Origin of the sequence: Psychrosphaera aquimarina, assembly GCF_032461525.1 — a bacterium.
In the GTDB taxonomy this organism is placed as follows: Bacteria; Pseudomonadota; Gammaproteobacteria; order Enterobacterales; family Alteromonadaceae; genus Psychrosphaera; species Psychrosphaera aquimarina.
This window is the reverse complement of record NZ_JAWCUA010000010.1, coordinates 1-26,630: the sequence shown is the minus strand read 5'-3', so window position 1 is coordinate 26,630 and position 26,630 is coordinate 1. Positions and strand designations below refer to the sequence as shown.

At 36.8% G+C, this 26,630-nt stretch carries 30 protein-coding genes and 3 pseudogenes; 19 read left to right on the top strand and 14 right to left on the bottom strand.

All coding sequences use genetic code 11. The features are described 5' to 3' along the window. Positions 1-5: 5 nt before the first annotated feature. From RT723_RS12015 to RT723_RS11975, 9 genes are read right to left on the bottom strand one after another with little or no spacing between them, the layout of a single operon-like run. A complete protein-coding gene (locus RT723_RS12015) occupies positions 6-1,733 on the bottom strand; it encodes a GspE/PulE family protein (RefSeq protein WP_315947308.1) in 1,728 nt (575 codons plus the stop codon). Continuing rightward, entirely contained in the window at positions 1,733-2,416 is a 684-nt protein-coding gene (locus RT723_RS12010) for a tetratricopeptide repeat protein (RefSeq protein ID WP_315947324.1), read from the bottom strand. The genes RT723_RS12015 and RT723_RS12010 overlap by 1 nt, the downstream gene beginning before the upstream one ends. Next, complete coding sequence (locus RT723_RS12005; RefSeq protein ID WP_315947323.1) at positions 2,416-2,841, bottom strand: hypothetical protein; 426 nt, start codon at positions 2,839-2,841, stop codon at positions 2,416-2,418. The genes RT723_RS12010 and RT723_RS12005 overlap by 1 nt, the downstream gene beginning before the upstream one ends. Then, positions 2,838-3,758 carry an ExeA family protein gene (locus RT723_RS12000; protein WP_216056452.1) on the bottom strand — a complete coding sequence of 307 codons (921 nt, stop codon included), beginning with the start codon at positions 3,756-3,758 and terminating at the stop codon, positions 2,838-2,840. The genes RT723_RS12005 and RT723_RS12000 overlap by 4 nt, the downstream gene beginning before the upstream one ends. 5 nt (positions 3,759-3,763) lie before the next feature. Continuing rightward, positions 3,764-5,467, bottom strand: coding sequence for a pilus (MSHA type) biogenesis protein MshL (gene mshL, locus RT723_RS11995; protein ID WP_315947322.1), 1,704 nt, complete (start codon positions 5,465-5,467; stop codon positions 3,764-3,766). Continuing rightward, complete coding sequence (locus RT723_RS11990; protein WP_315947312.1) at positions 5,460-5,807, bottom strand: hypothetical protein; 348 nt, start codon at positions 5,805-5,807, stop codon at positions 5,460-5,462. Before RT723_RS11990 ends, mshL (RT723_RS11995) begins: the two co-directional genes overlap by 8 nt. Further along, entirely contained in the window at positions 5,791-6,447 is a 657-nt protein-coding gene (locus RT723_RS11985) for a hypothetical protein (protein WP_315947313.1), read from the bottom strand. Before RT723_RS11985 ends, RT723_RS11990 begins: the two co-directional genes overlap by 17 nt. Beyond that, positions 6,444-7,055 carry a PilN domain-containing protein gene (locus RT723_RS11980; protein WP_315947314.1) on the bottom strand — a complete coding sequence of 204 codons (612 nt, stop codon included), beginning with the start codon at positions 7,053-7,055 and terminating at the stop codon, positions 6,444-6,446. The genes RT723_RS11985 and RT723_RS11980 overlap by 4 nt, the downstream gene beginning before the upstream one ends. Beyond that, positions 7,039-7,989, bottom strand: coding sequence for a hypothetical protein (locus tag RT723_RS11975; RefSeq protein WP_315947321.1), 951 nt, complete (start codon positions 7,987-7,989; stop codon positions 7,039-7,041). The genes RT723_RS11980 and RT723_RS11975 overlap by 17 nt, the downstream gene beginning before the upstream one ends. A gap of 95 nt (positions 7,990-8,084) precedes the next feature. Here RT723_RS11975 and RT723_RS11970 point away from each other — a divergent pair, with 95 nt between their 5' ends. Beyond that, positions 8,085-9,032, top strand: coding sequence for a 1-aminocyclopropane-1-carboxylate deaminase/D-cysteine desulfhydrase (locus tag RT723_RS11970; RefSeq protein ID WP_315947316.1), 948 nt, complete (start codon positions 8,085-8,087; stop codon positions 9,030-9,032). Here the strand turns inward: RT723_RS11970 and RT723_RS11965 are convergent. The 4 genes and pseudogenes from RT723_RS11965 to RT723_RS11950 form a co-directional block, all read right to left on the bottom strand. Next, a complete protein-coding gene (locus tag RT723_RS11965; protein ID WP_315947320.1) occupies positions 8,959-10,854 on the bottom strand; it encodes an EAL domain-containing protein in 1,896 nt (631 codons plus the stop codon). The genes RT723_RS11970 and RT723_RS11965 overlap by 74 nt on opposite strands. A 244-nt stretch (positions 10,855-11,098) precedes the next feature. Continuing rightward, positions 11,099-11,239, bottom strand: a pseudogene (locus RT723_RS11960) (porin); the annotation flags it as partial. Positions 11,240-11,289: 50 nt separating this feature from the next. Beyond that, complete coding sequence (locus tag RT723_RS11955) at positions 11,290-11,541, bottom strand: hypothetical protein (RefSeq protein WP_315947319.1); 252 nt, start codon at positions 11,539-11,541, stop codon at positions 11,290-11,292. Positions 11,542-11,579: 38 nt separating this feature from the next. Then, a complete protein-coding gene (locus RT723_RS11950; protein ID WP_315948535.1) occupies positions 11,580-11,897 on the bottom strand; it encodes a DUF4956 domain-containing protein in 318 nt (105 codons plus the stop codon). Between the two features lie 96 nt (positions 11,898-11,993). Here RT723_RS11950 and RT723_RS18180 point away from each other — a divergent pair, with 96 nt between their 5' ends. The 5 genes and pseudogenes from RT723_RS18180 to RT723_RS11930 all read left to right on the top strand — a co-directional run bounded on the left by RT723_RS18180 (position 11,994) and on the right by RT723_RS11930 (position 14,700). Next, positions 11,994-12,080: a hypothetical protein gene (locus RT723_RS18180; RefSeq protein ID WP_428983704.1), complete on the top strand. Its 87-nt coding sequence runs from the start codon at positions 11,994-11,996 to the stop codon at positions 12,078-12,080. A gap of 38 nt (positions 12,081-12,118) precedes the next feature. Beyond that, complete coding sequence (locus tag RT723_RS11945; protein WP_315947319.1) at positions 12,119-12,370, top strand: hypothetical protein; 252 nt, start codon at positions 12,119-12,121, stop codon at positions 12,368-12,370. A 50-nt stretch (positions 12,371-12,420) separates the two neighbouring features. Continuing rightward, positions 12,421-12,561: pseudogene (locus tag RT723_RS11940) on the top strand (porin); the annotation flags it as partial. A gap of 244 nt (positions 12,562-12,805) precedes the next feature. Continuing rightward, entirely contained in the window at positions 12,806-13,444 is a 639-nt protein-coding gene (locus tag RT723_RS11935; RefSeq protein ID WP_315947318.1) for a hypothetical protein, read from the top strand. After that, a complete protein-coding gene (locus RT723_RS11930; RefSeq protein WP_315947317.1) occupies positions 13,423-14,700 on the top strand; it encodes an EAL domain-containing protein in 1,278 nt (425 codons plus the stop codon). The genes RT723_RS11935 and RT723_RS11930 overlap by 22 nt, the downstream gene beginning before the upstream one ends. Here RT723_RS11930 and RT723_RS11925 read toward each other — a convergent pair. Then, positions 14,627-15,574, bottom strand: a complete 948-nt coding sequence (locus tag RT723_RS11925; protein ID WP_315947316.1) for a 1-aminocyclopropane-1-carboxylate deaminase/D-cysteine desulfhydrase — start codon at positions 15,572-15,574, stop codon at positions 14,627-14,629. The genes RT723_RS11930 and RT723_RS11925 overlap by 74 nt on opposite strands. Before the next feature lie 95 nt (positions 15,575-15,669). On the opposite strand from RT723_RS11925, the gene RT723_RS11920 reads away from it, so the two are divergent. From RT723_RS11920 to RT723_RS11860, 13 genes and pseudogenes are all read left to right on the top strand, one after another. Further along, entirely contained in the window at positions 15,670-16,605 is a 936-nt protein-coding gene (locus RT723_RS11920) for a hypothetical protein (RefSeq protein WP_315947315.1), read from the top strand. After that, positions 16,605-17,216 (top strand): PilN domain-containing protein, encoded by a 612-nt coding sequence (locus RT723_RS11915; RefSeq protein ID WP_315947314.1) that lies wholly within the window; start codon positions 16,605-16,607, stop codon positions 17,214-17,216. Before RT723_RS11920 ends, RT723_RS11915 begins: the two co-directional genes overlap by 1 nt. Then, positions 17,213-17,869, top strand: a complete 657-nt coding sequence (locus tag RT723_RS11910) for a hypothetical protein (protein ID WP_315947313.1) — start codon at positions 17,213-17,215, stop codon at positions 17,867-17,869. The genes RT723_RS11915 and RT723_RS11910 overlap by 4 nt, the downstream gene beginning before the upstream one ends. After that, positions 17,853-18,200, top strand: a complete 348-nt coding sequence (locus RT723_RS11905; RefSeq protein WP_315947312.1) for a hypothetical protein — start codon at positions 17,853-17,855, stop codon at positions 18,198-18,200. The genes RT723_RS11910 and RT723_RS11905 overlap by 17 nt, the downstream gene beginning before the upstream one ends. Next, on the top strand, positions 18,193-18,480 hold the full coding sequence (locus RT723_RS11900; RefSeq protein ID WP_315947311.1) for a hypothetical protein: 288 nt from the start codon (positions 18,193-18,195) through the stop codon (positions 18,478-18,480). Before RT723_RS11905 ends, RT723_RS11900 begins: the two co-directional genes overlap by 8 nt. Further along, complete coding sequence (gene mshL / locus RT723_RS11895; RefSeq protein ID WP_315947310.1) at positions 18,477-19,895, top strand: pilus (MSHA type) biogenesis protein MshL; 1,419 nt, start codon at positions 18,477-18,479, stop codon at positions 19,893-19,895. The genes RT723_RS11900 and mshL (RT723_RS11895) overlap by 4 nt, the downstream gene beginning before the upstream one ends. A 5-nt stretch (positions 19,896-19,900) precedes the next feature. Then, positions 19,901-20,821: an ExeA family protein gene (locus tag RT723_RS11890; protein ID WP_216056452.1), complete on the top strand. Its 921-nt coding sequence runs from the start codon at positions 19,901-19,903 to the stop codon at positions 20,819-20,821. Continuing rightward, positions 20,818-21,927: a tetratricopeptide repeat protein gene (locus RT723_RS11885; RefSeq protein ID WP_315947309.1), complete on the top strand. Its 1,110-nt coding sequence runs from the start codon at positions 20,818-20,820 to the stop codon at positions 21,925-21,927. The genes RT723_RS11890 and RT723_RS11885 overlap by 4 nt, the downstream gene beginning before the upstream one ends. After that, complete coding sequence (locus RT723_RS11880; RefSeq protein ID WP_315947308.1) at positions 21,927-23,654, top strand: GspE/PulE family protein; 1,728 nt, start codon at positions 21,927-21,929, stop codon at positions 23,652-23,654. The genes RT723_RS11885 and RT723_RS11880 overlap by 1 nt, the downstream gene beginning before the upstream one ends. A 9-nt stretch (positions 23,655-23,663) precedes the next feature. Continuing rightward, positions 23,664-24,874: pseudogene (locus tag RT723_RS11875) on the top strand (type II secretion system F family protein). A gap of 11 nt (positions 24,875-24,885) precedes the next feature. Further along, entirely contained in the window at positions 24,886-25,434 is a 549-nt protein-coding gene (locus tag RT723_RS11870; RefSeq protein WP_315947307.1) for a hypothetical protein, read from the top strand. A gap of 148 nt (positions 25,435-25,582) precedes the next feature. Then, positions 25,583-26,143 carry a prepilin-type N-terminal cleavage/methylation domain-containing protein gene (locus tag RT723_RS11865; protein ID WP_315947306.1) on the top strand — a complete coding sequence of 187 codons (561 nt, stop codon included), beginning with the start codon at positions 25,583-25,585 and terminating at the stop codon, positions 26,141-26,143. A 22-nt stretch (positions 26,144-26,165) separates the two neighbouring features. Beyond that, positions 26,166-26,603, top strand: coding sequence for a prepilin-type N-terminal cleavage/methylation domain-containing protein (locus RT723_RS11860; RefSeq protein WP_315947305.1), 438 nt, complete (start codon positions 26,166-26,168; stop codon positions 26,601-26,603). Positions 26,604-26,630 lie beyond the last annotated feature (27 nt).

The window sequence follows — 26,630 nt, the reverse complement described above, 5'->3', positions numbered from 1 at the left end:
ATGGCCTATTTATAAGTGGCTGTGTCACTAACCACCTCGGAAATTCTTAATACTTCAGAAATAGTTGTCACACCTTCAAGTGCAAGCTCTAACGCGGTTTCGCCTAAACTTTTATAATCTGGTAATGCTTTAGCCGCAACAGAAAATGCTTCAGTATCACCATTTCGTAAAGCAGTTAATAAACTGTCGTCGTTCATTTCTAATAACTCATAAACACCAATTCGACCTTTAAAACCTGTGTTATTACAAGTTTGGCAGCCCGTTCCTTTAAAGAACTGAGACATTGAATGATCTTTATGGGCAATATTTGATACCCATGTTATTTCTTGAGCTGAGGGTTCATATCTGGTTTTACACGATGAACAAACTCGACGAACCAATCGTTGTGCTAAAACGGCACGCAACGAACTTGCTACTAAATAAGGAGCAGCCCCCATATCGATTAAGCGCAACGCCGTCGATATAGCATCATTGGTATGCAGCGTTGATAATACCATGTGACCGGTTAATGCCGCTCTTAAGCCAATCTCGGCGGTTTCTTGGTCACGTATTTCACCAACCATGATTACGTCAGGATCTTGACGTAAGGCCGTTCTTAACACCGATGAAAACGTTAAACCGATTTTATTATTAATCTGTACTTGGTTGATCCTTGGTAAACGGTATTCTACTGGATCTTCAACCGTAATTATTTTTGTCTCAGCGTCGTTAAGTTCGCTTAAACAGCCGTATAACGTGGTTGTTTTACCAGAACCTGTCGGTCCGGTTGCTAAAAACATACCGTTAGGGCTTTTAACTAATTTACGCACTTTGGCTAAGATGTGTGGCGGCATCCCAGTCGCATTTAAGCTTAATAAACCGGCGGATTGATCCAACAAACGCATTACAACCGATTCACCGTCTTGAATTGGCATCGTTGAGATACGAACATCAACTTCATGCCCTTTCACTTTAATATGAAAACGGCCATCCTGAGGTACACGTTTTTCAGAAATATCTAAGCTTGCCATTAACTTGAGTCTGAGTACTAATGCAGGGGCGATATTGACTTCACGTAATATACTTTCTTGTAATATACCGTCAACACGAGTACGAATACGTAAACTGCCGCGATCGGGTTCAATATGAATATCTGATGCTCTGACTTGGATAGCATCTTCAAATAACGATCTCAGTAGTTTTGCTACAACAGAATCCGCTTCTCCGTCGCCATCTAACGAGGCAAAATCAAAGTCAGCACTTTCTTCATATTCCGCTTGTAGTTCAGATGCAAACTGTTCAATCTCTTTTGTTCTACGATATAAAACGTCAAAAGCAATTAAAATTTGGCTTTCACGGACCGCGACAATTTCAAGATTTTTTGGCGACAATAAGCTGGACAATTGTTCAATTGCCGCAAGATCTGCAGGGTCTGACATACCCAACATAACGTGTTCATCACCACTTTCTAATATTATTGCGCGTAAACGTCTGGCGTGAACTTCTGATAATTCCGAGGCTAATCGTTCTTCAATCTTCCAATCGGATATATCCAAAAAAGGCACATTGAGCTGTTGTGCCAAAAAGCGTAATAACTGCTCTTCCGAGATAATACCCGTTTCAATTAAAACAATACCAAGCTTACGACCACTTTCTTTCTGTGCTGCTAACGCAACCATTAACTGATCTTGTGTAATTATCTCATCATCAACTAACAGATCTCCGAGTCTCTTTTTAAGTTTATGCGTTGCCATTATTGTTTAAGCTCCTGAATTCGGTTCTCTACAAAATCCATGGTGGACCTTAACATGCCGCCTTTGGCTGCTGCGGTTTGATAACTCAATATGGCAGCATCAAACTTACCTTGGCTATCTAAGGAGATAGCATGGCCTAACCACCAATTACCAAGCTCAGGTTGCAATCTGGTCAACATTAAATAAGCTGATTCCGCACTTTCATATCGTTCTAACTTACGAGCAATGGATGCTTTCATCGAATAAAACTCTAACGTAGCGTTAGATAATTCAATATCTAAATATGAAAACGCGCCTTTAATATTATTCTCTTTAAAGTAAATTTTTGCTGCAGTCATGCGCCATAATTCAACGTTTGGATATTTAGACAAACCATCATTTAAAATCGATACCGCTTGCTGTAATTCACCTCTACCGTACCAAGCTACGGCTAATAAATTTCTTGCTTCAACATGACCATCGGATATGGATAATACTTTATTTAATTTTTCCACCGCTTCGGTCACATACCCTTTATCAAACGATGATTGAGCTTTAGTCATTAACTGTTCTAATCTCTGCTCTGGAGAATATTTTTCAGATGACTTAACAATAGTTAATTCAGGATTTGGATTTGATTTAGGCGCAGGCGCTATTGGTTTTGCTTTAGGTTCTGCCGTTTTAGTTTGTACGGTAACCGGCACTAATGGCTTAACTTTTTTGACGACGTCAACAGATGCTGCTGTTTCAGTAACTTTCTGTTCTTCCGGTTTTGTTTTTTTGTTTGCTCTGGGATGACATCATCAACAATGGCTACTTTCTCTTCAGCTGTTTTGTCCGATGGTTGAACTGGCATTAAAGGTTTTATCTGTATTTTTTTTGGTTTTGAATCAACCTTATTAGCTTGAGCAACTGGGACTATAGGATCCTGAATGGGAGTAATGGGTTCATCTTTTAATAATAACCAACCTATCGCGATGGCTAAGCACACAACAACAACTGAAAGTGCAATGACAATATACTTAGCCGTATTTTTCACTGGTGGCTGATAAACCGCATTGATTACATCTGCTTCAGGATCATCATGACGTTGTTCTAAATCTTTTAGCATTTTATTAATTACGCTCATTGTAATTGTCCCTTAACAATAGGCCATAACCAATACCAACCAAATAATCCAGCCAACGATATACTTGAGAGTACAAGCGCTATCGCCCAGATACCTAACGATTCTGCTTTTGCAGAGTCAGTATCTTTCGCTGCATATACAACTTGTTTTTTACCCACTTCTTGTTGACCTAATCCATAAGTCAACATTAACGATTTATGACTCAAAATATTCACTAAACGAGGAATACCGCCACTGTATTTGTACAACATTTTAACGGCACTTGGTGTAAACAATTGTTTTCCTTTATATCCCGCAACCCTAACTCTATGTTGCACGTACGCTCTGACTTCATCCAACGTTAATGCACGTAACTTATAAGAGAACGTTATCCGTTGGCGTATTTGTCTTAAACGGTCAGACTTTAACATTTGGTCTAATTCAGGCTGTCCAAATAAAACAACATGAATCAATTTACGAGATTCGGTTTCTAGATTAGTAAATAATCTTAATGCTTCAAAACTTTCCCATGGGATTGTCTGTGCTTCATCGATAACCAATAAAACACTTTTCCCTTTACCGTTTAATTCTAATAACTTTAATTGAATTTTTTGACTGAGTTGCTGTTGATTTATATTACTAATGCCGCGAATTTTTAGCTCGCTGGCCAGAGCAAAACGTATTTCGTCTGGCGATAAAGCAGGATTTGGTAGATATGCAACTTCGAATGAATCTTGTGTTTCATTTAAAAGTTTACGACACAACAAGGTTTTACCTGTCCCAACTTCACCAGTAACTTTGATGAAACCTTCACCAGTTTTTAGTGCTGTTGTTAATACTTGCATAGCTTCATCATGACTTGGTAAGCCAAAATAAAAACTGGTATTAGGGGTAATAGTAAAAGGGAGTTCCCTTAAACCGTAATGATACAAATACATCTAAATTAATCACCGTACCAGCGTTTAAGTAATTCTGAACTACGGTTCATTTGCTCTTGCCATGTGCCAGTTCCTACCACAGTAGGCCTAATTAAAATCACTAATTCTTTTTTCTTACGCGACTCTTGTTTAGATTTAAACAAATGCCCTATAAATGGAATAGCACCTAAAAATGGTACTCTAGACTCACCATCCGATGAAATGGACTGCATAAGACCACCAATCACAACTATCTCACCACTTTTAGCACGAATGACGGTATCAGACTCACGTATATTGCTTTGAGCTAAAGGTAATACATATTGTTCTTCATTTAAAGTAACCACTTTTTGTTGTTCTGCTGTTTCTGTAACCGACGGGTGTACATGCAATATCACATCGCCTTTATCACTAATCTGCGGGGTAACATCTAGTGCGATACCAGAAAAGAATGGTTCCAATTCAATGTCTGGAGAACTTGTTGTCGCAGTGCCCGTCACTGTTGTTGTGGATACATCGGTTACAAAGTACTCATCTTCACCCACTTTAATCACTGCTTTTTGATTATTGGTCGCGGTTACTCTTGGTGAGGAAAGAACTTGTACATTACCTTGCGTTTTTAATAAATTAACCACGCCAGAAAAATCAACATTACTAAAACTTAAACTGGTTGCGCCACCTAATGACGCGGTAATAGCATTACCAAATGTACCGCTGCCGGTACTAAACTCAAAGTTAGTCGCCCCATCATTGGACATCACATTTTGCCAATTAATACCTTGTTGATAATCATCATCCAACGCGACTTCTACAATTTTAGCTTCTAAAATTACTTGTCTGGTTAAGTTTTCTTCCGAACGTTTAACAAAGTCTTTAACCACTTGAATATCAGAAGGTAAACCTCTTACGGTGACCAAACCTGATTGTGGACTAACAACTACTTTAGAATCATCCCCTGAACCAGACTTCATGATCATTTTTAACGTATCTTCTAGCTCTTGCCAATAATCAGTTTGCGACGTTGTTTGGATGTTAGAACCACTGCCACCTTGGTTGCCCATCTGGCTACCAGATTGGTTTTGATTACCTGACTGATTGTTAGAATTACTTGAGCTGTTATTCGATAAGTTATTAGACGAATTATTTGACGAATTGCCACTAGAGTTGTTACCAGAAGAAGAACCATTTTGTACTAAACCACCCGAGCTTATACTGGTTGATGTCATACCATAACGTTTTAACATCAAGTAGTTGATATCAATTGTTTCGGTTTTTATATCCGCCGGAAAAACTTGAATAACTTTTCCTCTAAATTGGATATCGACAGGATAAAGGCTATTTAATAATTCCATCACTTCGGAGATAGTGACATCTTTTAAATCTAAACTAATGCTTGCATCCACACCTGGATGAAACGCTACGCTATAAGGCGTATCTTCCGTCATACCTTGTAAAAAAGGTTTTAATGGCACGCCATTCGCTGCCACATTAAATCGTTCTTCTAAACTAGACGTATCTAATGACGTATTGCCCACAGATAATAAATCAGCCGTTACTGAGTCTGGGATAACCAGTTTTGAGCGAGCGTCAGCTTTATCTTGATCTGTTTCAAAGACCTGATGAACCTCCTCAGATTTTTCTAACGAAGGCGTTAAGCTACAACTCGTTATTAATAAAGATATCAATGCAGTTATTACTACTTTTGCCGAATTCAAAATATTTTTACTCATATATATAAAGGCGTCTCTGGGTTTCTGAGTTAACTAATACAACATTATCATGGTTAATTTGACTGATAATGTAACCATTGATCTTATCGCCTTTGGCGTATATTTGATCAGAGATAATGGCAATCTTTGTGTCTCTTCTGTCCATGATCCCTTGCAAAGTCATGGCAGGCATAGATACTTTTTCAACTTGTCCTGTTATTGTATTTGTCTTGCTCACTGTCTGAGAAGTTAACGATTTTAATTGAGGTTTTGTCGGATCATGGATCTTATCTGCATTTACCTGCCAAGGTAATAGTAAAGTAACAATTAATAAACAAAACTTCTTATATTTTAATAACATTTGCATTATCACTAATGGTAACTAGGGAAAGTGTCATTGTCGCTTTTGGGTGTTCAGTAACTTCATAACTTAAATGTTGAATGCCAAATTGTTTATTTTTAGTTGTTATATTATTAACAAATTCCATCAAAGCAAAGTAATCCCCAGTGACTGAGACTTCAAACTGATGACGGTAATATACAGGCAAATCTAATTCTGTGTCAGTTTCTATTTCTTGTGTCGGCAAAACGGACATCGCAATAATGCGAATCTCTTTAGATGTTTCTAATAACCTTGTTAGCTCAGCGGTCATTTTTCCAGGTGCAACGTAATCTGTCATCACCTTATCTAATTCAGACTCTACTTGAGCTAGTTGTTTCTTTAATACGGTTATTTCATTTTTTATTTTTTCATTCGGATCTGTGTTTAACGCACCTTGAACCGAATTAATTTGTCCTGTTGTCGCCGTGTAACTGGTTAATACAAGATTGGTATTATTTTTAATTGTATTTAATTGCATAGTTCTAGGCTCAACAGCTAATTTATATAAACCTATGCATACTACGAAAATAAGAGCGCCTGAGATCAAACCTTTCTCTCGAGTACTTAATGAGATGAACTTTTCGTTCCATTGTCGCCATTGCGTGACTATTTTGTTCATTCTTCTGGCTCTTCTGTTCTTACTAACGCAATCGATGTTGCTATTTCAAACTCCATTAATTCTTCATCTATAGATCTCACGTTTAAATGACTGAACTCACGTCCCTGAAAAGAATTACTTGCTTTTAAATAGGTCATCCAACGAGTAACGGCACTAGAGTCCAAAGCGAAACCTTCAAATATGGCCGCTTTGTCATTAAAAGAGAATTTAGATAACCAAAGTTCATGATCATGATGTTCAGTTAATTCTTTTAATACTAAATAATAGTCAGTAGTTGTTGTTTGTAGTCGCTTACCAACACCTTCCCAAAGCATTAACTTTGCTTTTAACTTTTTATCTAAATTTAGTTTTTGATCATTAAATGTGGCTTTATCATTATGTTTTACTAAATCACCCTGCAATTTAGTTAATAACAATTGCGCCTGGTTATTTTTGCCTTCCATTTCAGCTAAATCATTATTAGCTTGCTCTATATCCATCGAAATAACACTGACCCATATAACAAAAACAATGGCAGCTACAACAGAAGCAGCAAGTAGATTGGTAAGGGTTAAATAATATTTTTTAGGCTTGAGTTCATCAAGGTAGAAATTAAGACTGATTTTCATTATTTTTTCCTTCCTGCATAACATAATTAGCAACACCTAACGCCGCTAAATATTCTAATGCTGACTCACCATCTAATTGAGCTAAAGGAAGTTGCAATGTTTTAACCGGTAGTGCGCTGTTTAATGCTTCAACAATTACGGCTTCATTATTTCCAGCTATTGCCACCAATACATTTTTAATCGGGGGTTGTTTCAACTGACTTTCGTAATAATCAATTGAACGTTGTATTTCAATGGCTATATTGTCCGAACCACCAGCCAATACCAATTCTGGAGACATATTGATGACGGTATCTGTGCCTCGTATTTTACGCGCAAAACATATTTGCTGATTTTTCAAAATCAATAAAATGGCATCAGAACCTTTATGCTGAACAAATAATAATTGAGCAGCATCTTCGGTTGTTTGCATCCTAGCCAATACAAATTGCTCTGTAGTAATAGCAAGTATCTCAGCATTATTTTTATGAAAGGGTTCTATTATGGTGTCTAAATATGCTCGAGATGTCGCCATTACTTGAGCTTTGGCCGTTTGACCTAAAGGCTGAATATTCATTTCGATATAATCACAGATCATATCTTGCGGCGGAATAGAAACGAGCTCTTTTATTTGCCAAGGCAAAGAAGCGGAAATGTCAGCAACCGGTAATTCACTTAATTCAATTTGCGCACTTTCTGTTTTATTATTATTAATTACTATACCCGTACGAACATTTTCTAATTCAAAGTCTTCAATGATCAGGGATAACAATCGGCCTAGCTTATCAGGAGTCTCAATAGGGTATTCTTCGCTTTTGAAACATTCGTAACCCGTTTCAAGTTTTTTTATTTTGACGATACGAACACATTCTGGATGAATAGAAATACCAGCAAATTCATCAGGGATCTGTTTATTGAAATAATTCTTTATTTTTGCAAGTACGGCTAATTTCATGCGGTATTTTTAATTATTAATTAATTACTTACTAATGTATCCTGTATAGGCACTATTATACAACCAATAACCACTAAATTCGTTACTCTAAAACTATGAACCCTCATTTTTTTGATTTTGATCAACCTACCCCATTAGTCAAAACTTGTTTTCAGCTAAGCCCTTCTAAAAGAATTCATTTTCAAATTAAACGCGATGATTTAATAGATAAGTTGATCTCAGGCAATAAGTGGCGAAAACTCAAATATAATTTTAAACAATTTGACCAAAACAAATTTAAAGGTATTGCCAGTTTTGGAGGTGCATTCTCCAATCACATAGCCGCTTTATCTGCAGCAGGAAAGCGGGCAGATATACCCACTCTTGGTTTTATTAGAACCCATGAAATTGATTTTAATAACCCTACTTTATCCTTAGCTAAAACCAATGGGATGCAACTGATAGCCTTATCTCGTGAAGCGTATAGAAATAGGCATAACTCTGAATTCATAAATTCTCTCAAACAAGCATACCCTGATTATCTATTTGTCCCTGAAGGTGGAAGTAATGACCTAGCGGCTTTAGGTTTAGCTGAATTAGTGGAAGAGTTAAAGCTGCAGTCCATTCATTCCAAACATCATGTTATCGCATGTGCCATTGGGTCTGGTGGCACTATTAGCGGTATGATGGACGCATTTCCAGATATGAAGTTCATCGGTATAGCAGCCGTGAAAGACTTTCAACTATTAGAAAAGCTGAAAGTGAAATATGGTGTAAGGTTAACTATTGTGAGTGACAATTTATTTGGCGGTTACGGTAAAACTACACCAGAGCTAAATCAATTTTGTTTGGATTTTTATAATCAAACTCAGATCCCTATAGAACCAATTTATACTGGTAAATTATTACATACCCTAATGCATAATTATGACGAGCTAATGTCTGAGCAAAAGTCGTTAGTGGTAATTCATACTGGAGGATTGCAAGGTCTTAAAGGTTTAAATTATCGCCATCAATATCAATCACCTCTATGGAATGATCTATTGTCTCTGACGGACGTTTAATAAAGTGCCCTTGAACTCCATGTAGGCCAAGCCTTTCTAATGTATTTATTTCTTGTTCAGACTCCACGCCAGTGGCAAACAAAAGAATATTTCGGTTTGCGACTACCGTTTGTAAACTTCTAATAAACATCTGATTTTCAGCACGAACTTGAATCTGATTAACCAGACTTTGATGCAGTTTTAAATAATTAACATCTAAATAATCCAAATATCCAGTATCTAAAACATATAAACCGACTTGGTCAATCATTAACTGAACTTGAAACCGGCGTACCGCAGCAAACATGGACGACAGTTTTTTCGCATTCTGGGCTAAATCAAACTCAGATACTTCGAATATCAGATATTTAGTCAATTCGGCATTTGCCTTCAGAAATTGTATTAACCAATTACAAAAATCTCTATTTAACCAACTATCAATATGTACATTCACCGAGATGGGCACTAAACATCCTTGCTCCATAACGTCGATAATACTAAGTAAAATTTGTTTATCTATGGCCGGGATCAATCCACACTTCTTAGCCATAGGTAAAAAGACTTTAGCGTTTATGAGTTCACCATTTGTCCCTTCCATACGCGCTAACACTTCATAATGTTGAACTCGCATATCTAAATCAATAACGGGTTGATAAAACAAAACAAAACTATCTGTGTCTATGGCATTTTGTATTGCCGTACGCCAACGAACAGAGCCTTTAATTTCAGAGGCGGGTAACTGGCCTGAGTCATACATAAACCACCCTGACGGACCATGTAACTGAGCAGCCCTTAATGCCATATCGGCTTCTGCTAATATTTTAAAGCTTGTATCTTCCCTGTCGTACATGTCAGCACCAATATGACAAACCATATTGGTGTCTACATAATCAGGTAACTTTACCTTTTGGCTCATTCTAAGAATACTGAGTGCTATGCGTTCAACTTCATTACCATCAACATAAGGTAATAAAATAGCAAAATCATTGGCACTAATCCTAGAAACGACAGATTGTGCTGTGTCATCCACATATTCTTTTAATATTTCTGAGTATTGTTGCAAGATTTGCGCTACGGAGGATTTGCCTTGTCGATCACGGATCATATCTAACATGCCAAATTGAATGATCAGTACAGCACCATAAACCTTACCTTCTTCTTGCAACACGGAATCCAATCTGTGTTCAAAGTACAAGCGATTACCTAACCCTGTATGGTTATCCAAAAAAGTTTGACTTCTAATAAAGTGATCCGCTTTATGTCCACTTTTTTGAGCTTCGATTCTTGCCTGATTTAAATTACGAATAGTATTTACCAAACTGTATGATCTACTTGATAAATAAAACCTAAACTTATCATTTTTGTCGTACCTTGCAGCCCACGATTCAAGCTGAATAAGTACCTTCCAATGTTTCTGTAAATTAAAGTGAGCCGTAGTTAACAAGGTAAGAACAATAAAAAATAACACAGTGTTTGTGATGAAAAATTGAAAGAAATACGCGGAAACCAGTGACTGATGCACTAAAAGAACATAGCCATCCTCAACTTCAAATTTGGTGGAAGCGACATTCCAACTTTTACCGAAAATTTTTCGTATTTTGGTGTATCCAGTTGGTGTAATAAATTGCCATTCCAAAATAACGGGGGATAGTGGCTTGACAATTTCGAGTGGTAAAGAAAGGTTAATCATTTGATTAGTATATTGAAATTGAGCATTAATTTGTCTTAAATGATCATCTTTCGCGGCAGTGTAAAACATCACATTTATTAAAATAAAGACAAAACAAATCAACACAGCGACATGTCTTGTAACTAAATTAAATAAAATGCGAGAAAACTGCATGTCCGTATACTTTTTATAATTATTATGTCGCTAATTTACTCCCTGCTCATACACCATGCAAGTGCATTGGCACTTTAATCTTAGTAAATACATTGATTATTTAGCTGAATCCTAAGATAAGCCAATAACCTTAAATGCTACGTATTGTAATTTTGGTAGACAAATTGGTAATCACAAATGTAATTACCAAGCGTATACTGTTTATTTTTTGTTGATTTCAAAACAGTCAATTTTGTTATATTTATTAAAACGAATATTGTAAACGTAAAGAGATGGCTTCACCTGATACCAGATCATTTCCAACATCTAAATAATCTGCCTGAATATAATCAGCCATCCATTTGATATTTTTATTTACGCTGTAGTTGATCCCAATCCCATAGGTCTGTGCTTCTTTGTTTTCTTGATTTAGAAGTAACTCACTATAACGGCCAGTTAACTCCCAACCAGACTCAAATTGTCATCAATATCCGTCTTAAAACTTAACCGCGCCCGTCGTATACCAGATAAGGTTTGAGACACAGCGTCATCTTCAGAACCTTCCAAAAACGAAGCATCAAATTTGTCAAAACCGAACATTACATAACCACTAATGTCTGTATCATCGTTTTTTTTAGCGACACTCGCCCCGCTGACTAAGCCACATAATACCGATAGTACAATTGTTATTGGCCGATTTAGTTTCATATCTAAGTACCTGATTCAATAATGTCTATGTATCGTTATTATCTTTCCGCTAAATAGCTGACTTTGAGCTGAGCAACGTCTCTTAAAAAATCTATGTGTTCAATATCCACCGCAACAACGTTCAAACCCGTTCTTAATTTTAAATCGGCAATTAATGTGTCTTTATTTTCTGGTGTGATATTTTCAATACGTTCATAACAAACACTTTGAATTTCATAACGTTTTACAAATAGACTGGAGTCGATGATAAAAGCTATTAAACAAATTACGCCGTTTAAAATAGCCAAATCAACCAAGCTCATTTGCCCCACCGAAGTGAGCAACGCAATGGCTGTGACAAGGAATAAATAGGTCATTTCTTTAATTGAAATAGACTCAGTGCGGTAGCGAAGCATGGTAAAAACAGCAAAAATAAAGACACATTAATTGCCGATTTAAAATTAAGAACGGGTTTGAACGTTGTTGCGGTGGATATTGAACACATAGATTTTTTAAGAGACGTTGCTCAGCTCAAAGTCAGCTATTTAGCGGAAAGATAATAACGATACATAGACATTATTGAATCAGGTACTTAGATATGAAACTAAATCGGCCAATAACAATTGTACTATCGGTATTATGTGGCTTAGTCAGCGGGGCGAGTGTCGCTAAAAAAAACGATGATACAGACATTAGTGGTTATGTAATGTTCGGTTTTGACAAATTTGATGCTTCGTTTTTGGAAGGTTCTGAAGATGACGCTGTGTCTCAAACCTTATCTGGTATACGACGGGCGCGGTTAAGTTTTAAGACGGATATTGATGACAATTTGAGTCTGGTTGGGAGTTAACTGGCCGTTATAGTGAGTTACTTCTAAATCAAGAAAACAAAGAAGCACAGACCTATGGGATTGGGATCAACTACAGCGTAAATAAAAATATCAAATGGATGGCTGATTATATTCAGGCAGATTATTTAGATGTTGGAAATGATCTGGTATCAGGTGAAGCCATCTCTTTACGTTTACAATATTCGTTTTAATAAATATAACAAAATTGACTGTTTTGAAATCAACAAAAAATAAACAGTATACGCTTGGTAATTACATTTGTGATTACCAATTTGTCTACCAAAATTACAATACGTAGCATTTAAGGTTATTGGCTTATCTTAGGATTCAGCTAAATAATCAATGTATTTACTAAGATTAAAGTGCCAATGCACTTGCATGGTGTATGAGCAGGGAGTAAATTAGCGACATAATAATTATAAAAAGTATACGGACATGCAGTTTTCTCGCATTTTATTTAATTTAGTTACAAGACATGTCGCTGTGTTGATTTGTTTTGTCTTTATTTTAATAAATGTGATGTTTTACACTGCCGCGAAAGATGATCATTTAAGACAAATTAATGCTCAATTTCAATATACTAATCAAATGATTAACCTTTCTTTACCACTCGAAATTGTCAAGCCACTATCCCCCGTTATTTTGGAATGGCAATTTATTACACCAACTGGATACACCAAAATACGAAAAATTTTCGGTAAAAGTTGGAATGTCGCTTCCACCAAATTTGAAGTTGAGGATGGCTATGTTCTTTTAGTGCATCAGTCACTGGTTTCCGCGTATTTCTTTCAATTTTTCATCACAAACACTGTGTTATTTTTTATTGTTCTTACCTTGTTAACTACGGCTCACTTTAATTTACAGAAACATTGGAAGGTACTTATTCAGCTTGAATCGTGGGCTGCAAGGTACGACAAAAATGATAAGTTTAGGTTTTATTTATCAAGTAGATCATACAGTTTGGTAAATACTATTCGTAATTTAAATCAGGCAAGAATCGAAGCTCAAAAAAGTGGACATAAAGCGGATCACTTTATTAGAAGTCAAACTTTTTGGATAACCATACAGGGTTAGGTAATCGCTTGTACTTTGAACACAGATTGGATTCCGTGTTGCAAGAAGAAGGTAAGGTTTATGGTGCTGTACTGATCATTCAATTTGGCATGTTAGATATGATCCGTGATCGACAAGGCAAATCCTCCGTAGCGCAAATCTTGCAACAATACTCAGAAATATTAAAAGAATATGTGGATGACACAGCACAATCTGTCGTTTCTAGGATTAGTGCCAATGATTTTGCTATTTTATTACCTTATGTTGATGGTAATGAAGTTGAACGCATAGCACTCAGTATTCTTAGAATGAGCCAAAAGGTAAAGTTACCTGATTATGTAGACACCAATATGGTTTGTCATATTGGTGCTGACATGTACGACAGGGAAGATACAAGCTTTAAAATATTAGCAGAAGCCGATATGGCATTAAGGGCTGCTCAGTTACATGGTCCGTCAGGGTGGTTTATGTATGACTCAGGCCAGTTACCCGCCTCTGAAATTAAAGGCTCTGTTCGTTGGCGTACGGCAATACAAAATGCCATAGACACAGATAGTTTTGTTTTGTTTTATCAACCCGTTATTGATTTAGATATGCGAGTTCAACATTATGAAGTGTTAGCGCGTATGGAAGGGACAAATGGTGAACTCATAAACGCTAAAGTCTTTTTACCTATGGCTAAGAAGTGTGGATTGATCCCGGCCATAGATAAACAAATTTTACTTAGTATTATCGACGTTATGGAGCAAGGATGTTTAGTGCCCATCTCGGTGAATGTACATATTGATAGTTGGTTAAATAGAGATTTTTGTAATTGGTTAATACAATTTCTGAAGGCAAATGCCGAATTGACTAAATATCTGATATTCGAAGTATCTGAGTTTGATTTAGCCCAGAATGCGAAAAAACTGTCGTCCATGTTTGCTGCGGTACGCCGGTTTCAAGTTCAGTTAATGATTGACCAAGTCGGTTTATATGTTTTAGATACTGGATATTTGGATTATTTAGATGTTAATTATTTAAAACTGCATCAAAGTCTGGTTAATCAGATTCAAGTTCGTGCTGAAAATCAGATGTTTATTAGAAGTTTACAAACGGTAGTCGCAAACCGAAATATTCTTTTGTTTGCCACTGGCGTGGAGTCTGAACAAGAAATAAATACATTAGAAAGGCTTGGCCTACATGGAGTTCAAGGGCACTTTATTAAACGTCCGTCAGAGACAATAGATCATTCCATAGAGGTGATTGATATTGATGGCGATAATTTAAACCTTTAAGACCTTGCAATCCTCCAGTATGAATTACCACTAACGACTTTTGCTCAGACATTAGCTCGTCATAATTATGCATTAGGGTATGTAATAATTTACCAGTATAAATTGGTTCTATAGGGATCTGAGTTTGATTATAAAAATCCAAACAAAATTGATTTAGCTCTGGTGTAGTTTTACCGTAACCGCCAAATAAATTGTCACTCACAATAGTTAACCTTACACCATATTTCACTTTCAGCTTTTCTAATAGTTGAAAGTCTTTCACGGCTGCTATACCGATGAACTTCATATCTGGAAATGCGTCCATCATACCGCTAATAGTGCCACCAGACCCAATGGCACATGCGATAACATGATGTTTGGAATGAATGGACTGCAGCTTTAACTCTTCCACTAATTCAGCTAAACCTAAAGCCGCTAGGTCATTACTTCCACCTTCAGGGACAAATAGATAATCAGGGTATGCTTGTTTGAGAGAATTTATGAATTCAGAGTTATGCCTATTTCTATACGCTTCACGAGATAAGGCTATCAGTTGCATCCCATTGGTTTTAGCTAAGGATAAAGTAGGGTTATTAAAATCAATTTCATGGGTTCTAATAAAACCAAGAGTGGGTATATCTGCCCGCTTTCCTGCTGCAGATAAAGCGGCTATGTGATTGGAGAATGCACCTCCAAAACTGGCAATACCTTTAAATTTGTTTTGGTCAAATTGTTTAAAATTATATTTGAGTTTTCGCCACTTATTGCCTGAGATCAACTTATCTATTAAATCATCGCGTTTAATTTGAAAATGAATTCTTTTAGAAGGGCTTAGCTGAAAACAAGTTTTGACTAATGGGGTAGGTTGATCAAAATCAAAAAAATGAGGGTTCATAGTTTTAGAGTAACGAATTTAGTGGTTATTGGTTGTATAATAGTGCCTATACAGGATACATTAGTAAGTAATTAATTAATAATTAAAAATACCGCATGAAATTAGCCGTACTTGCAAAAATAAAGAATTATTTCAATAAACAGATCCCTGATGAATTTGCTGGTATTTCTATTCATCCAGAATGTGTTCGTATCGTCAAAATAAAAAAACTTGAAACGGGTTACGAATGTTTCAAAAGCGAAGAATACCCTATTGAGACTCCTGATAAGCTAGGCCGATTGTTATCCCTGATCATTGAAGACTTTGAATTAGAAAATGTTCGTACGGGTATAGTAATTAATAATAATAAAACAGAAAGTGCGCAAATTGAATTAAGTGAATTACCGGTTGCTGACATTTCCGCTTCTTTGCCTTGGCAAATAAAAGAGCTCGTTTCTATTCCGCCGCAAGATATGATCTGTGATTATATCGAAATGAATATTCAGCCTTTAGGTCAAACGGCCAAAGCTCAAGTAATGGCGACATCTCGAGCATATTTAGACACCATAATAGAACCCTTTCATAAAAATAATGCTGAGATACTTGCTATTACTACAGAGCAATTTGTATTGGCTAGGATGCAAACAACCGAAGATGCTGCTCAATTATTATTTGTTCAGCATAAAGGTTCTGATGCCATTTTATTGATTTTGAAAAATCAGCAAATATGTTTTGCGCGTAAAATACGAGGCACAGATACCGTCATCAATATGTCTCCAGAATTGGTATTGGCTGGTGGTTCGGACAATATAGCCATTGAAATACAACGTTCAATTGATTATTACGAAAGTCAGTTGAAACAACCCCCGATTAAAAATGTATTGGTGGCAATAGCTGGAAATAATGAAGCCGTAATTGTTGAAGCATTAAACAGCGCACTACCGGTTAAAACATTGCAACTTCCTTTAGCTCAATTAGATGGTGAGTCAGCATTAGAATATTTAGCGGCGTTAGGTGTTGCTAATTATGTTATGCAGGAAGGAAAAAAATAATGAAAATCAGTCTTAATTTCTACCTTGATGAACTCAAGCCTAAAAAATATTATTTAACCCTTACCAATCTACTTGCTGCTTCTGTTGTAGCTGCCATTGTTTTTGTTATATGGGTCAGTGTTATTTCGATGGATATAGAGCAAGCTAATAATGATTTAGCTGAAATGGAAGGCAAAAATAACCAGGCGCAATTGTTATTAACTAAATTGCAGGGTGATTTAGTAAAACATAATGATAAAGCCACATTTAATGATCAAAAACTAAATTTAGATAAAAAGTTAAAAGCAAAGTTAATGCTTTGGGAAGGTGTTGGTAAGCGACTACAAACAACAACTACTGACTATTATTTAGTATTAAAAGAATTAACTGAACATCATGATCATGAACTTTGGTTATCTAAATTCTCTTTTAATGACAAAGCGGCCATATTTGAAGGTTTCGCTTTGGACTCTAGTGCCGTTACTCGTTGGATGACCTATTTAAAAGCAAGTAATTCTTTTCAGGGACGTGAGTTCAGTCATTTAAACGTGAGATCTATAGATGAAGAATTAATGGAGTTTGAAATAGCAACATCGATTGCGTTAGTAAGAACAGAAGAGCCAGAAGAATGAACAAAATAGTCACGCAATGGCGACAATGGAACGAAAAGTTCATCTCATTAAGTACTCGAGAGAAAGGTTTGATCTCAGGCGCTCTTATTTTCGTAGTATGCATAGGTTTATATAAATTAGCTGTTGAGCCTAGAACTATGCAATTAAATACAATTAAAAATAATACCAATCTTGTATTAACCAGTTACACGGCGACAACAGGACAAATTAATTCGGTTCAAGGTGCGTTAAACACAGATCCGAATGAAAAAATAAAAAATGAAATAACCGTATTAAAGAAACAACTAGCTCAAGTAGAGTCTGAATTAGATAAGGTGATGACAGATTACGTTGCACCTGGAAAAATGACCGCTGAGCTAACAAGGTTATTAGAAACATCTAAAGAGATTCGCATTATTGCGATGTCCGTTTTGCCGACACAAGAAATAGAAACTGACACAGAATTAGATTTGCCTGTATATTACCGTCATCAGTTTGAAGTCTCAGTCACTGGGGATTACTTTGCTTTGATGGAATTTGTTAATAATATAACAACTAAAAATAAACAATTTGGCATTCAACATTTAAGTTATGAAGTTACTGAACACCCAAAAGCGACAATGACACTTTCCCTAGTTACCATTAGTGATAATGCAAATGTTATTAAAATATAAGAAGTTTTGTTTATTAATTGTTACTTTACTATTACCTTGGCAGGTAAATGCAGATAAGATCCATGATCCGACAAAACCTCAATTAAAATCGTTAACTTCTCAGACAGTGAGCAAGACAAATACAATAACAGGACAAGTTGAAAAAGTATCTATGCCTGCCATGACTTTGCAAGGGATCATGGACAGAAGAGACACAAAGATTGCCATTATCTCTGATCAAATATACGCCAAAGGCGATAAGATCAATGGTTACATTATCAGTCAAATTAACCATGATAATGTTGTATTAGTTAACTCAGAAACCCAGAGACGCCTTTATATATATGAGTAAAAATATTTTGAATTCGGCAAAAGTAGTAATAACTGCATTGATATCTTTATTAATAACGAGTTGTAGCTTAACGCCTTCGTTAGAAAAATCTGAGGAGGTTCATCAGGTCTTTGAAACAGATCAAGATAAAGCTGACGCTCGCTCAAAACTGGTTATCCCAGACTCAGTAACGGCTGATTTATTATCTGTGGGCAATACGTCATTAGATACGTCTAGTTTAGAAGAACGATTTAATGTGGCAGCGAATGGCGTGCCATTAAAACCTTTTTACAAGGTATGACGGAAGATACGCCTTATAGCGTAGCGTTTCATCCAGGTGTGGATGCAAGCATTAGTTTAGATTTAAAAGATGTCACTATCTCCGAAGTGATGGAATTATTAAATAGCCTTTATCCTGTCGATATCCAATTTAGAGGAAAAGTTATTCAAGTTTTTCCGGCGGATATAAAAACCGAAACAATTGATATCAACTACTTGATGTTAAAACGTTATGGTATGACATCAACCAGTATAAGCTCGGGTGGTTTAGTACAAAATGGTTCTTCTTCTGGTAACAACTCTAGTGGCAATTCGTCAAATAATTCGTCTAATAACTTATCGAATAACAGCTCAAGTAATTCTAACAATCAGTCAGGTAATCAAAACCAATCTGGTAGCCAGATGGGCAACCAAGGTGGCAGTGGTTCTAACATCCAAACAACGTCGCAAACTGATTATTGGCAAGAGCTAGAAGATACGTTAAAAATGATCATGAAGTCTGGTTCAGGGGATGATTCTAAAGTAGTTGTTAGTCCACAATCAGGTTTGGTCACCGTAAGAGGTTTACCTTCTGATATTCAAGTGGTTAAAGACTTTGTTAAACGTTCGGAAGAAAACTTAACCAGACAAGTAATTTTAGAAGCTAAAATTGTAGAAGTCGCGTTGGATGATGATTATCAACAAGGTATTAATTGGCAAAATGTGATGTCCAATGATGGGGCGACTAACTTTGAGTTTAGTACCGGCAGCGGTACATTTGGTAATGCTATTACCGCGTCATTAGGTGGCGCAACCAGTTTAAGTTTTAGTAATGTTGATTTTTCTGGCGTGGTTAATTTATTAAAAACGCAAGGTAATGTACAAGTTCTTTCCTCACCAAGAGTAACCGCGACCAATAATCAAAAAGCAGTGATTAAAGTGGGTGAAGATGAGTACTTTGTAACCGATGTATCCACAACAACAGTGACGGGCACTGCGACAACAAGTTCTCCAGACATTGAATTGGAACCATTCTTTTCTGGTATCGCACTAGATGTTACCCCGCAGATTAGTGATAAAGGCGATGTGATATTGCATGTACACCCGTCGGTTACAGAAACAGCAGAACAACAAAAAGTGGTTACTTTAAATGAAGAACAATATGTATTACCTTTAGCTCAAAGCAATATACGTGAGTCTGATACCGTCATTCGTGCTAAAAGTGGTGAGATAGTTGTGATTGGTGGTCTTATGCAGTCCATTTCATCGGATGGTGAGTCTAGAGTACCATTTTTAGGTGCTATTCCATTTATAGGGCATTTGTTTAAATCTAAACAAGAGTCGCGTAAGAAAAAAGAATTAGTGATTTTAATTAGGCCTACTGTGGTAGGAACTGGCACATGGCAAGAGCAAATGAACCGTAGTTCAGAATTACTTAAACGCTGGTACGGTGATTAATTTAGATGTATTTGTATCATTACGGTTTAAGGGAACTCCCTTTTACTATTACCCCTAATACCAGTTTTTATTTTGGCTTACCAAGTCATGATGAAGCTATGCAAGTATTAACAACAGCACTAAAAACTGGTGAAGGTTTCATCAAAGTTACTGGTGAAGTTGGGACAGGTAAAACCTTGTTGTGTCGTAAACTTTTAAATGAAACACAAGATTCATTCGAAGTTGCATATCTACCAAATCCTGCTTTATCGCCAGACGAAATACGTTTTGCTCTGGCCAGCGAGCTAAAAATTCGCGGCATTAGTAATATAAATCAACAGCAACTCAGTCAAAAAATTCAATTAAAGTTATTAGAATTAAACGGTAAAGGGAAAAGTGTTTTATTGGTTATCGATGAAGCACAGACAATCCCATGGGAAAGTTTTGAAGCATTAAGATTATTTACTAATCTAGAAACCGAATCTCGTAAATTGATTCATGTTGTTTTATTTGGACAGCCTGAATTAGACCAAATGTTAAAGTCTGACCGTTTAAGACAAATACGCCAACGGATAACGTTCTCTTATAAGTTACGTGCATTAACGTTGGATGAAGTCAGAGCGTACGTGCAACATAGAGTTAGGGTTGCGGGATATAAAGGAAAACAATTGTTTACACCAAGTGCCGTTAAAATGTTGTACAAATACAGTGGCGGTATTCCTCGTTTAGTGAATATTTTGAGTCATAAATCGTTAATGTTGACTTATGGATTAGGTCAACAAGAAGTGGGTAAAAAACAAGTTGTATATGCAGCGAAAGATACTGACTCTGCAAAAGCAGAATCGTTAGGTATCTGGGCGATAGCGCTTGTACTCTCAAGTATATCGTTGGCTGGATTATTTGGTTGGTATTGGTTATGGCCTATTGTTAAGGGACAATTACAATGAGCGTAATTAATAAAATGCTAAAAGATTTAGAACAACGTCATGATGATCCTGAAGCAGATGTAATCAATGCGGTTTATCAGCCACCAGTGAAAAATACGGCTAAGTATATTGTCATTGCACTTTCAGTTGTTGTTGTGTGCTTAGCCATCGCGATAGGTTGGTTATTATTAAAAGATGAACCCATTACTCCCATTCAGGATCCTATAGTCCCAGTTGCTCAAGCTAATAAGGTTGATTCAAAACCAAAAAAAATACAGATAAAACCTTTAATGCCAGTTCAACCATCGGACAAAACAGCTGAAGAGAAAGTAGCCATTGTTGATGATGTCATCCCAGAGCAAACAAAAAAAACAAAACCGGAAGAACAGAAAGTTACTGAAACAGCAGCATCTGTTGACGTCGTCAAAAAAGTTAAGCCATTAGTGCCGGTTACCGTACAAACTAAAACGGCAGAACCTAAAGCAAAACCAATAGCGCCTGCGCCTAAATCAAATCCAAATCCTGAATTAACTATTGTTAAGTCATCTGAAAAATATTCTCCAGAGCAGAGATTAGAACAGTTAATGACTAAAGCTCAATCATCGTTTGATAAAGGGTATGTGACCGAAGCGGTGGAAAAATTAAATAAAGTATTATCCATATCCGATGGTCATGTTGAAGCAAGAAATTTATTAGCCGTAGCTTGGTACGGTAGAGGTGAATTACAGCAAGCGGTATCGATTTTAAATGATGGTTTGTCTAAATATCCAAACGTTGAATTATGGCGCATGACTGCAGCAAAAATTTACTTTAAAGAGAATAATATTAAAGGCGCGTTTTCATATTTAGATATTGAATTATCTAACGCTACGTTAGAGTTTTATTCGATGAAAGCATCCATTGCTCGTAAGTTAGAACGATATGAAAGTGCGGAATCAGCTTATTTAATGTTGACCAGATTGCAACCTGAGCTTGGTAATTGGTGGTTAGGCCATGCTATCTCCTTAGATAGCCAAGGTAAGTTTGATGCTGCCATATTGAGTTATCAAACCGCAGCAGCCAAAGGCGGCATGTTAAGGTCCACCATGGATTTTGTAGAGAACCGAATTCAGGAGCTTAAACAATAATGGCAACGCATAAACTTAAAAAGAGACTCGGAGATCTGTTAGTTGATGATGAGATAATTACACAAGATCAGTTAATGGTTGCGTTAGCAGCACAGAAAGAAAGTGGTCGTAAGCTTGGTATTGTTTTAATTGAAACGGGTATTATCTCGGAAGAGCAGTTATTACGCTTTTTGGCACAACAGCTCAATGTGCCTTTTTTGGATATATCCGATTGGAAGATTGAAGAACGATTAGCCTCGGAATTATCAGAAGTTCACGCCAGACGTTTACGCGCAATAATATTAGAAAGTGGTGATGAACACGTTATGTTGGGTATGTCAGACCCTGCAGATCTTGCGGCAATTGAACAATTGTCCAGCTTATTGTCGCCAAAAAATCTTGAAATTGTCGCGGTCCGTGAAAGCCAAATTTTAATTGCTTTTGACGTTTTATATCGTAGAACAAAAGAGATTGAACAGTTTGCATCTGAACTACAAGCGGAATATGAAGAAAGTGCTGACTTTGATTTTGCCTCGTTAGATGGCGACGGAGAAGCGGATTCTGTTGTAGCAAAACTACTGAGATCGTTATTTGAAGATGCTATCCAAGTCAGAGCATCAGATATTCATATTGAACCCGATCGCGGCAGTTTACGTATTCGTACTCGTGTTGACGGTATATTACAAGAAAGTATATTACGTGAAGTCAATATCGCCCCTGCATTAGTACTCAGACTCAAGTTAATGGCAAGCTTAGATATTTCTGAAAAACGTGTACCTCAGGATGGCCGTTTTCATATTAAAGTGAAAGGGCATGAAGTTGATGTTCGTATCTCAACGATGCCAATTCAAGACGGTGAATCGGTTGTAATGCGTTTGTTGGATCAATCCGCCGGTTTATTAAGCTTAAATGCGACTGGGATGCCGCCACACATCTTAGCCAAAGTGCGTAAATTAGTTAAAAGCCCTAACGGTATGTTTTTAGCAACCGGACCGACAGGTTCTGGTAAAACAACCACGTTATACGGCTGTTTAAGCGAACTTAACGACGCTGAGACAAAAATAATTACGGTTGAAGATCCAGTAGAATACCGTTTACCAAGGATCAACCAAGTACAGATTAATAATAAAATCGGTTTAACGTTTTCATCGGTGTTAAGAACGGCCTTACGTCAAGATCCTGACGTAATCATGGTTGGTGAAATACGTGACCAAGAAACCGCCGAGATTGGCTTAAGAGCGGCATTAACCGGTCACATGGTATTATCAACGCTGCATACCAATGATGCTATATCGACGGCGTTGCGCTTAATCGATATGGGGGCTGCTCCTTATTTAGTAGCAAGTTCGTTGCGTGCCGTTTTAGCACAACGATTGGTTCGTCGAGTTTGTTCATCGTGTAAAACCAGATATGAACCCTCAGCTCAAGAAATAACATGGGTATCAAATATTGCCCATAAAGATCATTCAATGTCTCAGTTCTTTAAAGGAACGGGCTGCCAAACTTGTAATAACACAGGTTTTAAAGGTCGAATTGGTGTTTATGAGTTATTAGAAATGAACGACGACAGTTTATTAACTGCTTTACGAAATGGTGATACTGAAGCATTTTCTGTTGCGGCTAAAGCATTACCAGATTATAAAAGTTTAGGCGAAACCGCGTTAGAGCTTGCACTTGAAGGTGTGACAACTATTTCTGAAGTATTAAGAATTTCCGAGGTGGTTAGTGACACAGCCACTTATAAATAGGCCATATTAATGCCATTTTTTCTGTATCAAGCACGTGATAAAAAAGGCAACTTGATAAAGGGGCAGATCGAAGCGCCAAATACAAACTCGGCTGCAGACATACTAATGGCTCGCCAAGAAATTCCGATTAAGATTACCTTAACCGACGAAGATCAAAACAAAGATATTTTTAAAGGGTATTTTGACCGCGTAAAAATTGAAGACTTAGTGGTGTTTTCAAGACAGATGTACTCGTTAACTAAGTCTGGAATACCAATGATCCGAGCAATCGTAGGGTTGGCAGATACCACGACCAATAAGACCTTAAAAAGAATTTTAAATGACGTAGCCGTACAGTTAGAACGAGGGCGATCCCTATCGGCTGCTTTTAGTAGCCATGGTAAAGTATTTCCAAGAATTGCAATCAGTATTGTGCATGTAGGCGAAAATACAGGGCGATTGGAAAGTTCGTTTTTGCAACTGGCGGAATACTTTGAACGTGATGAAGAAACCAAAAAGCGGATAAACTCAGCTATTCGATATCCACAAATGGTATTGTTCTTTATCACTGCGGCTATGTTTTTACTTAATTTAAAAGTTATCCCAACTTTTACTGGGATGTTTGCAAAATTAGGTGCCGATTTACCACTGGCAACTAAAATATTAATCGCGACTTCTACTTTTTTTGTGACGTATTGGGAAGTATTAGTATTGGTTATTGTCGGTGGTATATTTTTTTACGATCATATGTCGCGACCAAAGCCGGACGTTATCAGTGGGATCATTATAAAATCAAGATGCCATTTGTTGGCTCGATTATTGAACGTAGTTTATTAGCTCGATTTTCACGTAGCTTTTCTATGATTTTGGATGCAGGTGTTCCGATGAATTCTGGCTTATCCTTAGTGGCTGAAGCCGTAGACAATAGTTATATGGAAGCTAAGATTAAGGAAATGCGAACGAGTATTGAAAAAGGTGAATCTTTATTACGTTCAGCAGTAGCTAGTAAACTGTTTTCACCGTTAGTATTACAAATGATAGCGGTGGGAGAAGAAACTGGACGTGTGGATGAACTGCTCACCGATGCCGCCGATTATTATGAACGTGAAGTGGATTTTGATTTAAAAAGCTTAACAGCTAAAATAGAACCTGTATTGATCAGTGTTGTTGCAGGGATGGTTTTAGTACTTGCATTAGGTATTTTCACACCAATGTGGGACATGATGTCCGCGCATAAATAAGTTGAACAGCCATGGTGAACCAAGAACAAGGTAAAGTGACTACAGATTCCTTGATGGATCGTTCTTTTGTGCGAGTTTTGGTTGCTGCTGGAATTATTGCAGTGCTGTTTTATATCGCAGTTCGTTCGTTTTTAGGTATTATTAATGAAGTAGAAGAGTTCAAATATGATCTACTAGCGGAACGTTTTTCTATATCTATGGATTACGCCCGCAGAGAGTGGATTATACGTGGCAAACCGGATTCATTGACTTTAGAATACTATATAGATCAACAAGCAATTAATAATAAGATCAATAAAAAACTGTTATTACAAATAAATGAATTTGGTTGGCCGATTAATGTAGCAAGTGAGAGTCGTGAGCTGGATTGTTTAAATTTGTGGATGTATTTTGCACATGAAGAGCAGGATAATAAAACCGTTGAAAACTTAACTGAGCAGCTGGATGTAAAGAGGATAAATAATAATTGTCATTATTTACATAAAGAAAAATTTCCAAACCAACTAATGTTCAGTTATAACTCAAGCAATGGACAAGTGGTAACAAGCAATACGTATTAACAGGACGTTAATATTTACACATTTATGGTGCCAAATAGATAAAAATAACAATTATCAATGATTTATTGTGTGATTGAGGATAAAATCAACACATAATATTTAAAGATGTTTACAAGAATTAAATTAAATATGTTCAAGAGGTTTTAAAATGAAGAAACAAACAGGTTTTACATTAATCGAATTAGTGATCGTAGTAATTATTTTAGGACTTCTTGGTGCTGCTGCAGTACCTCGTTTTATGGATGCGACCGACGATGCAAAAGATTCAGCAGTTGAAGGTGTAGCTGGTGGTATAGCAAGTGCTGTTGGTATGGTTCGTGCGGAATGGGAATTAGCAGGACGTCCAGCCGGTAATAATAATATAACTTATGGTAATGTTAGTTTAGATGTAACTGATACTGGTTTTCCATCAAGCCTAGGTGGCAATGAAGCTGACATGTCAGCAATGACCACGACAACTTGCCAGCAAGTATTTGATAACATTTTACAGTCATCGCCAACATCTATTGTTATTGGTGGTACCTATAATGGTGAACGTTACGTAGTAGATGTAACAGGTGCAGGAGTTTGTCAGTTTGTATTGGCTCAGAATATTGCAGCTGGTACCACTATTGCCACTAATATTATTAATGACGGTGCGACAACAGGTGGAACTCAAGGTTTCACTTATAATGCGGACACCGGTCAAGTATCAGTATTCAAGAATTAATTTTTATAAAAGGTAGTAAATTATGAAAAACACAAATCAACAAGGTTTTACTTTGGTAGAACTAATTATCGTAATCGTTATTTTAGGTGTGTTAGCAGTAACCGCAGCACCTAAATTTTTAGACGTTAAAAGTGATGCAGTTGGTGGGACTCTAGACGGTGTGAAAACGGCTATGGTAGGCGTAGTTAATATAGAAGAATCTCGCTCAATCATTACTACAGGCTCTTCAGTAACTCCGAGTGCTTTGGCTGTTGGTGATGGTCTAGATTTAGATAGTAGTTGGACAGTTAGATATAATGATGCTGTGCCAGCAGATGCTACAATCGTTCGTATTTATCCTAGCGGTCAAGCACCTGCCGCTGATGGTGCTTTCGCTACTCTTGTTAGTGGAGATGCGGGATTTGATTGTTATGCCCAATATAATGCTGGCGTCATATCTGTAGACAAAAACTGCGGATAAGTTTAATTAAAAGGTTACTAACGCTTA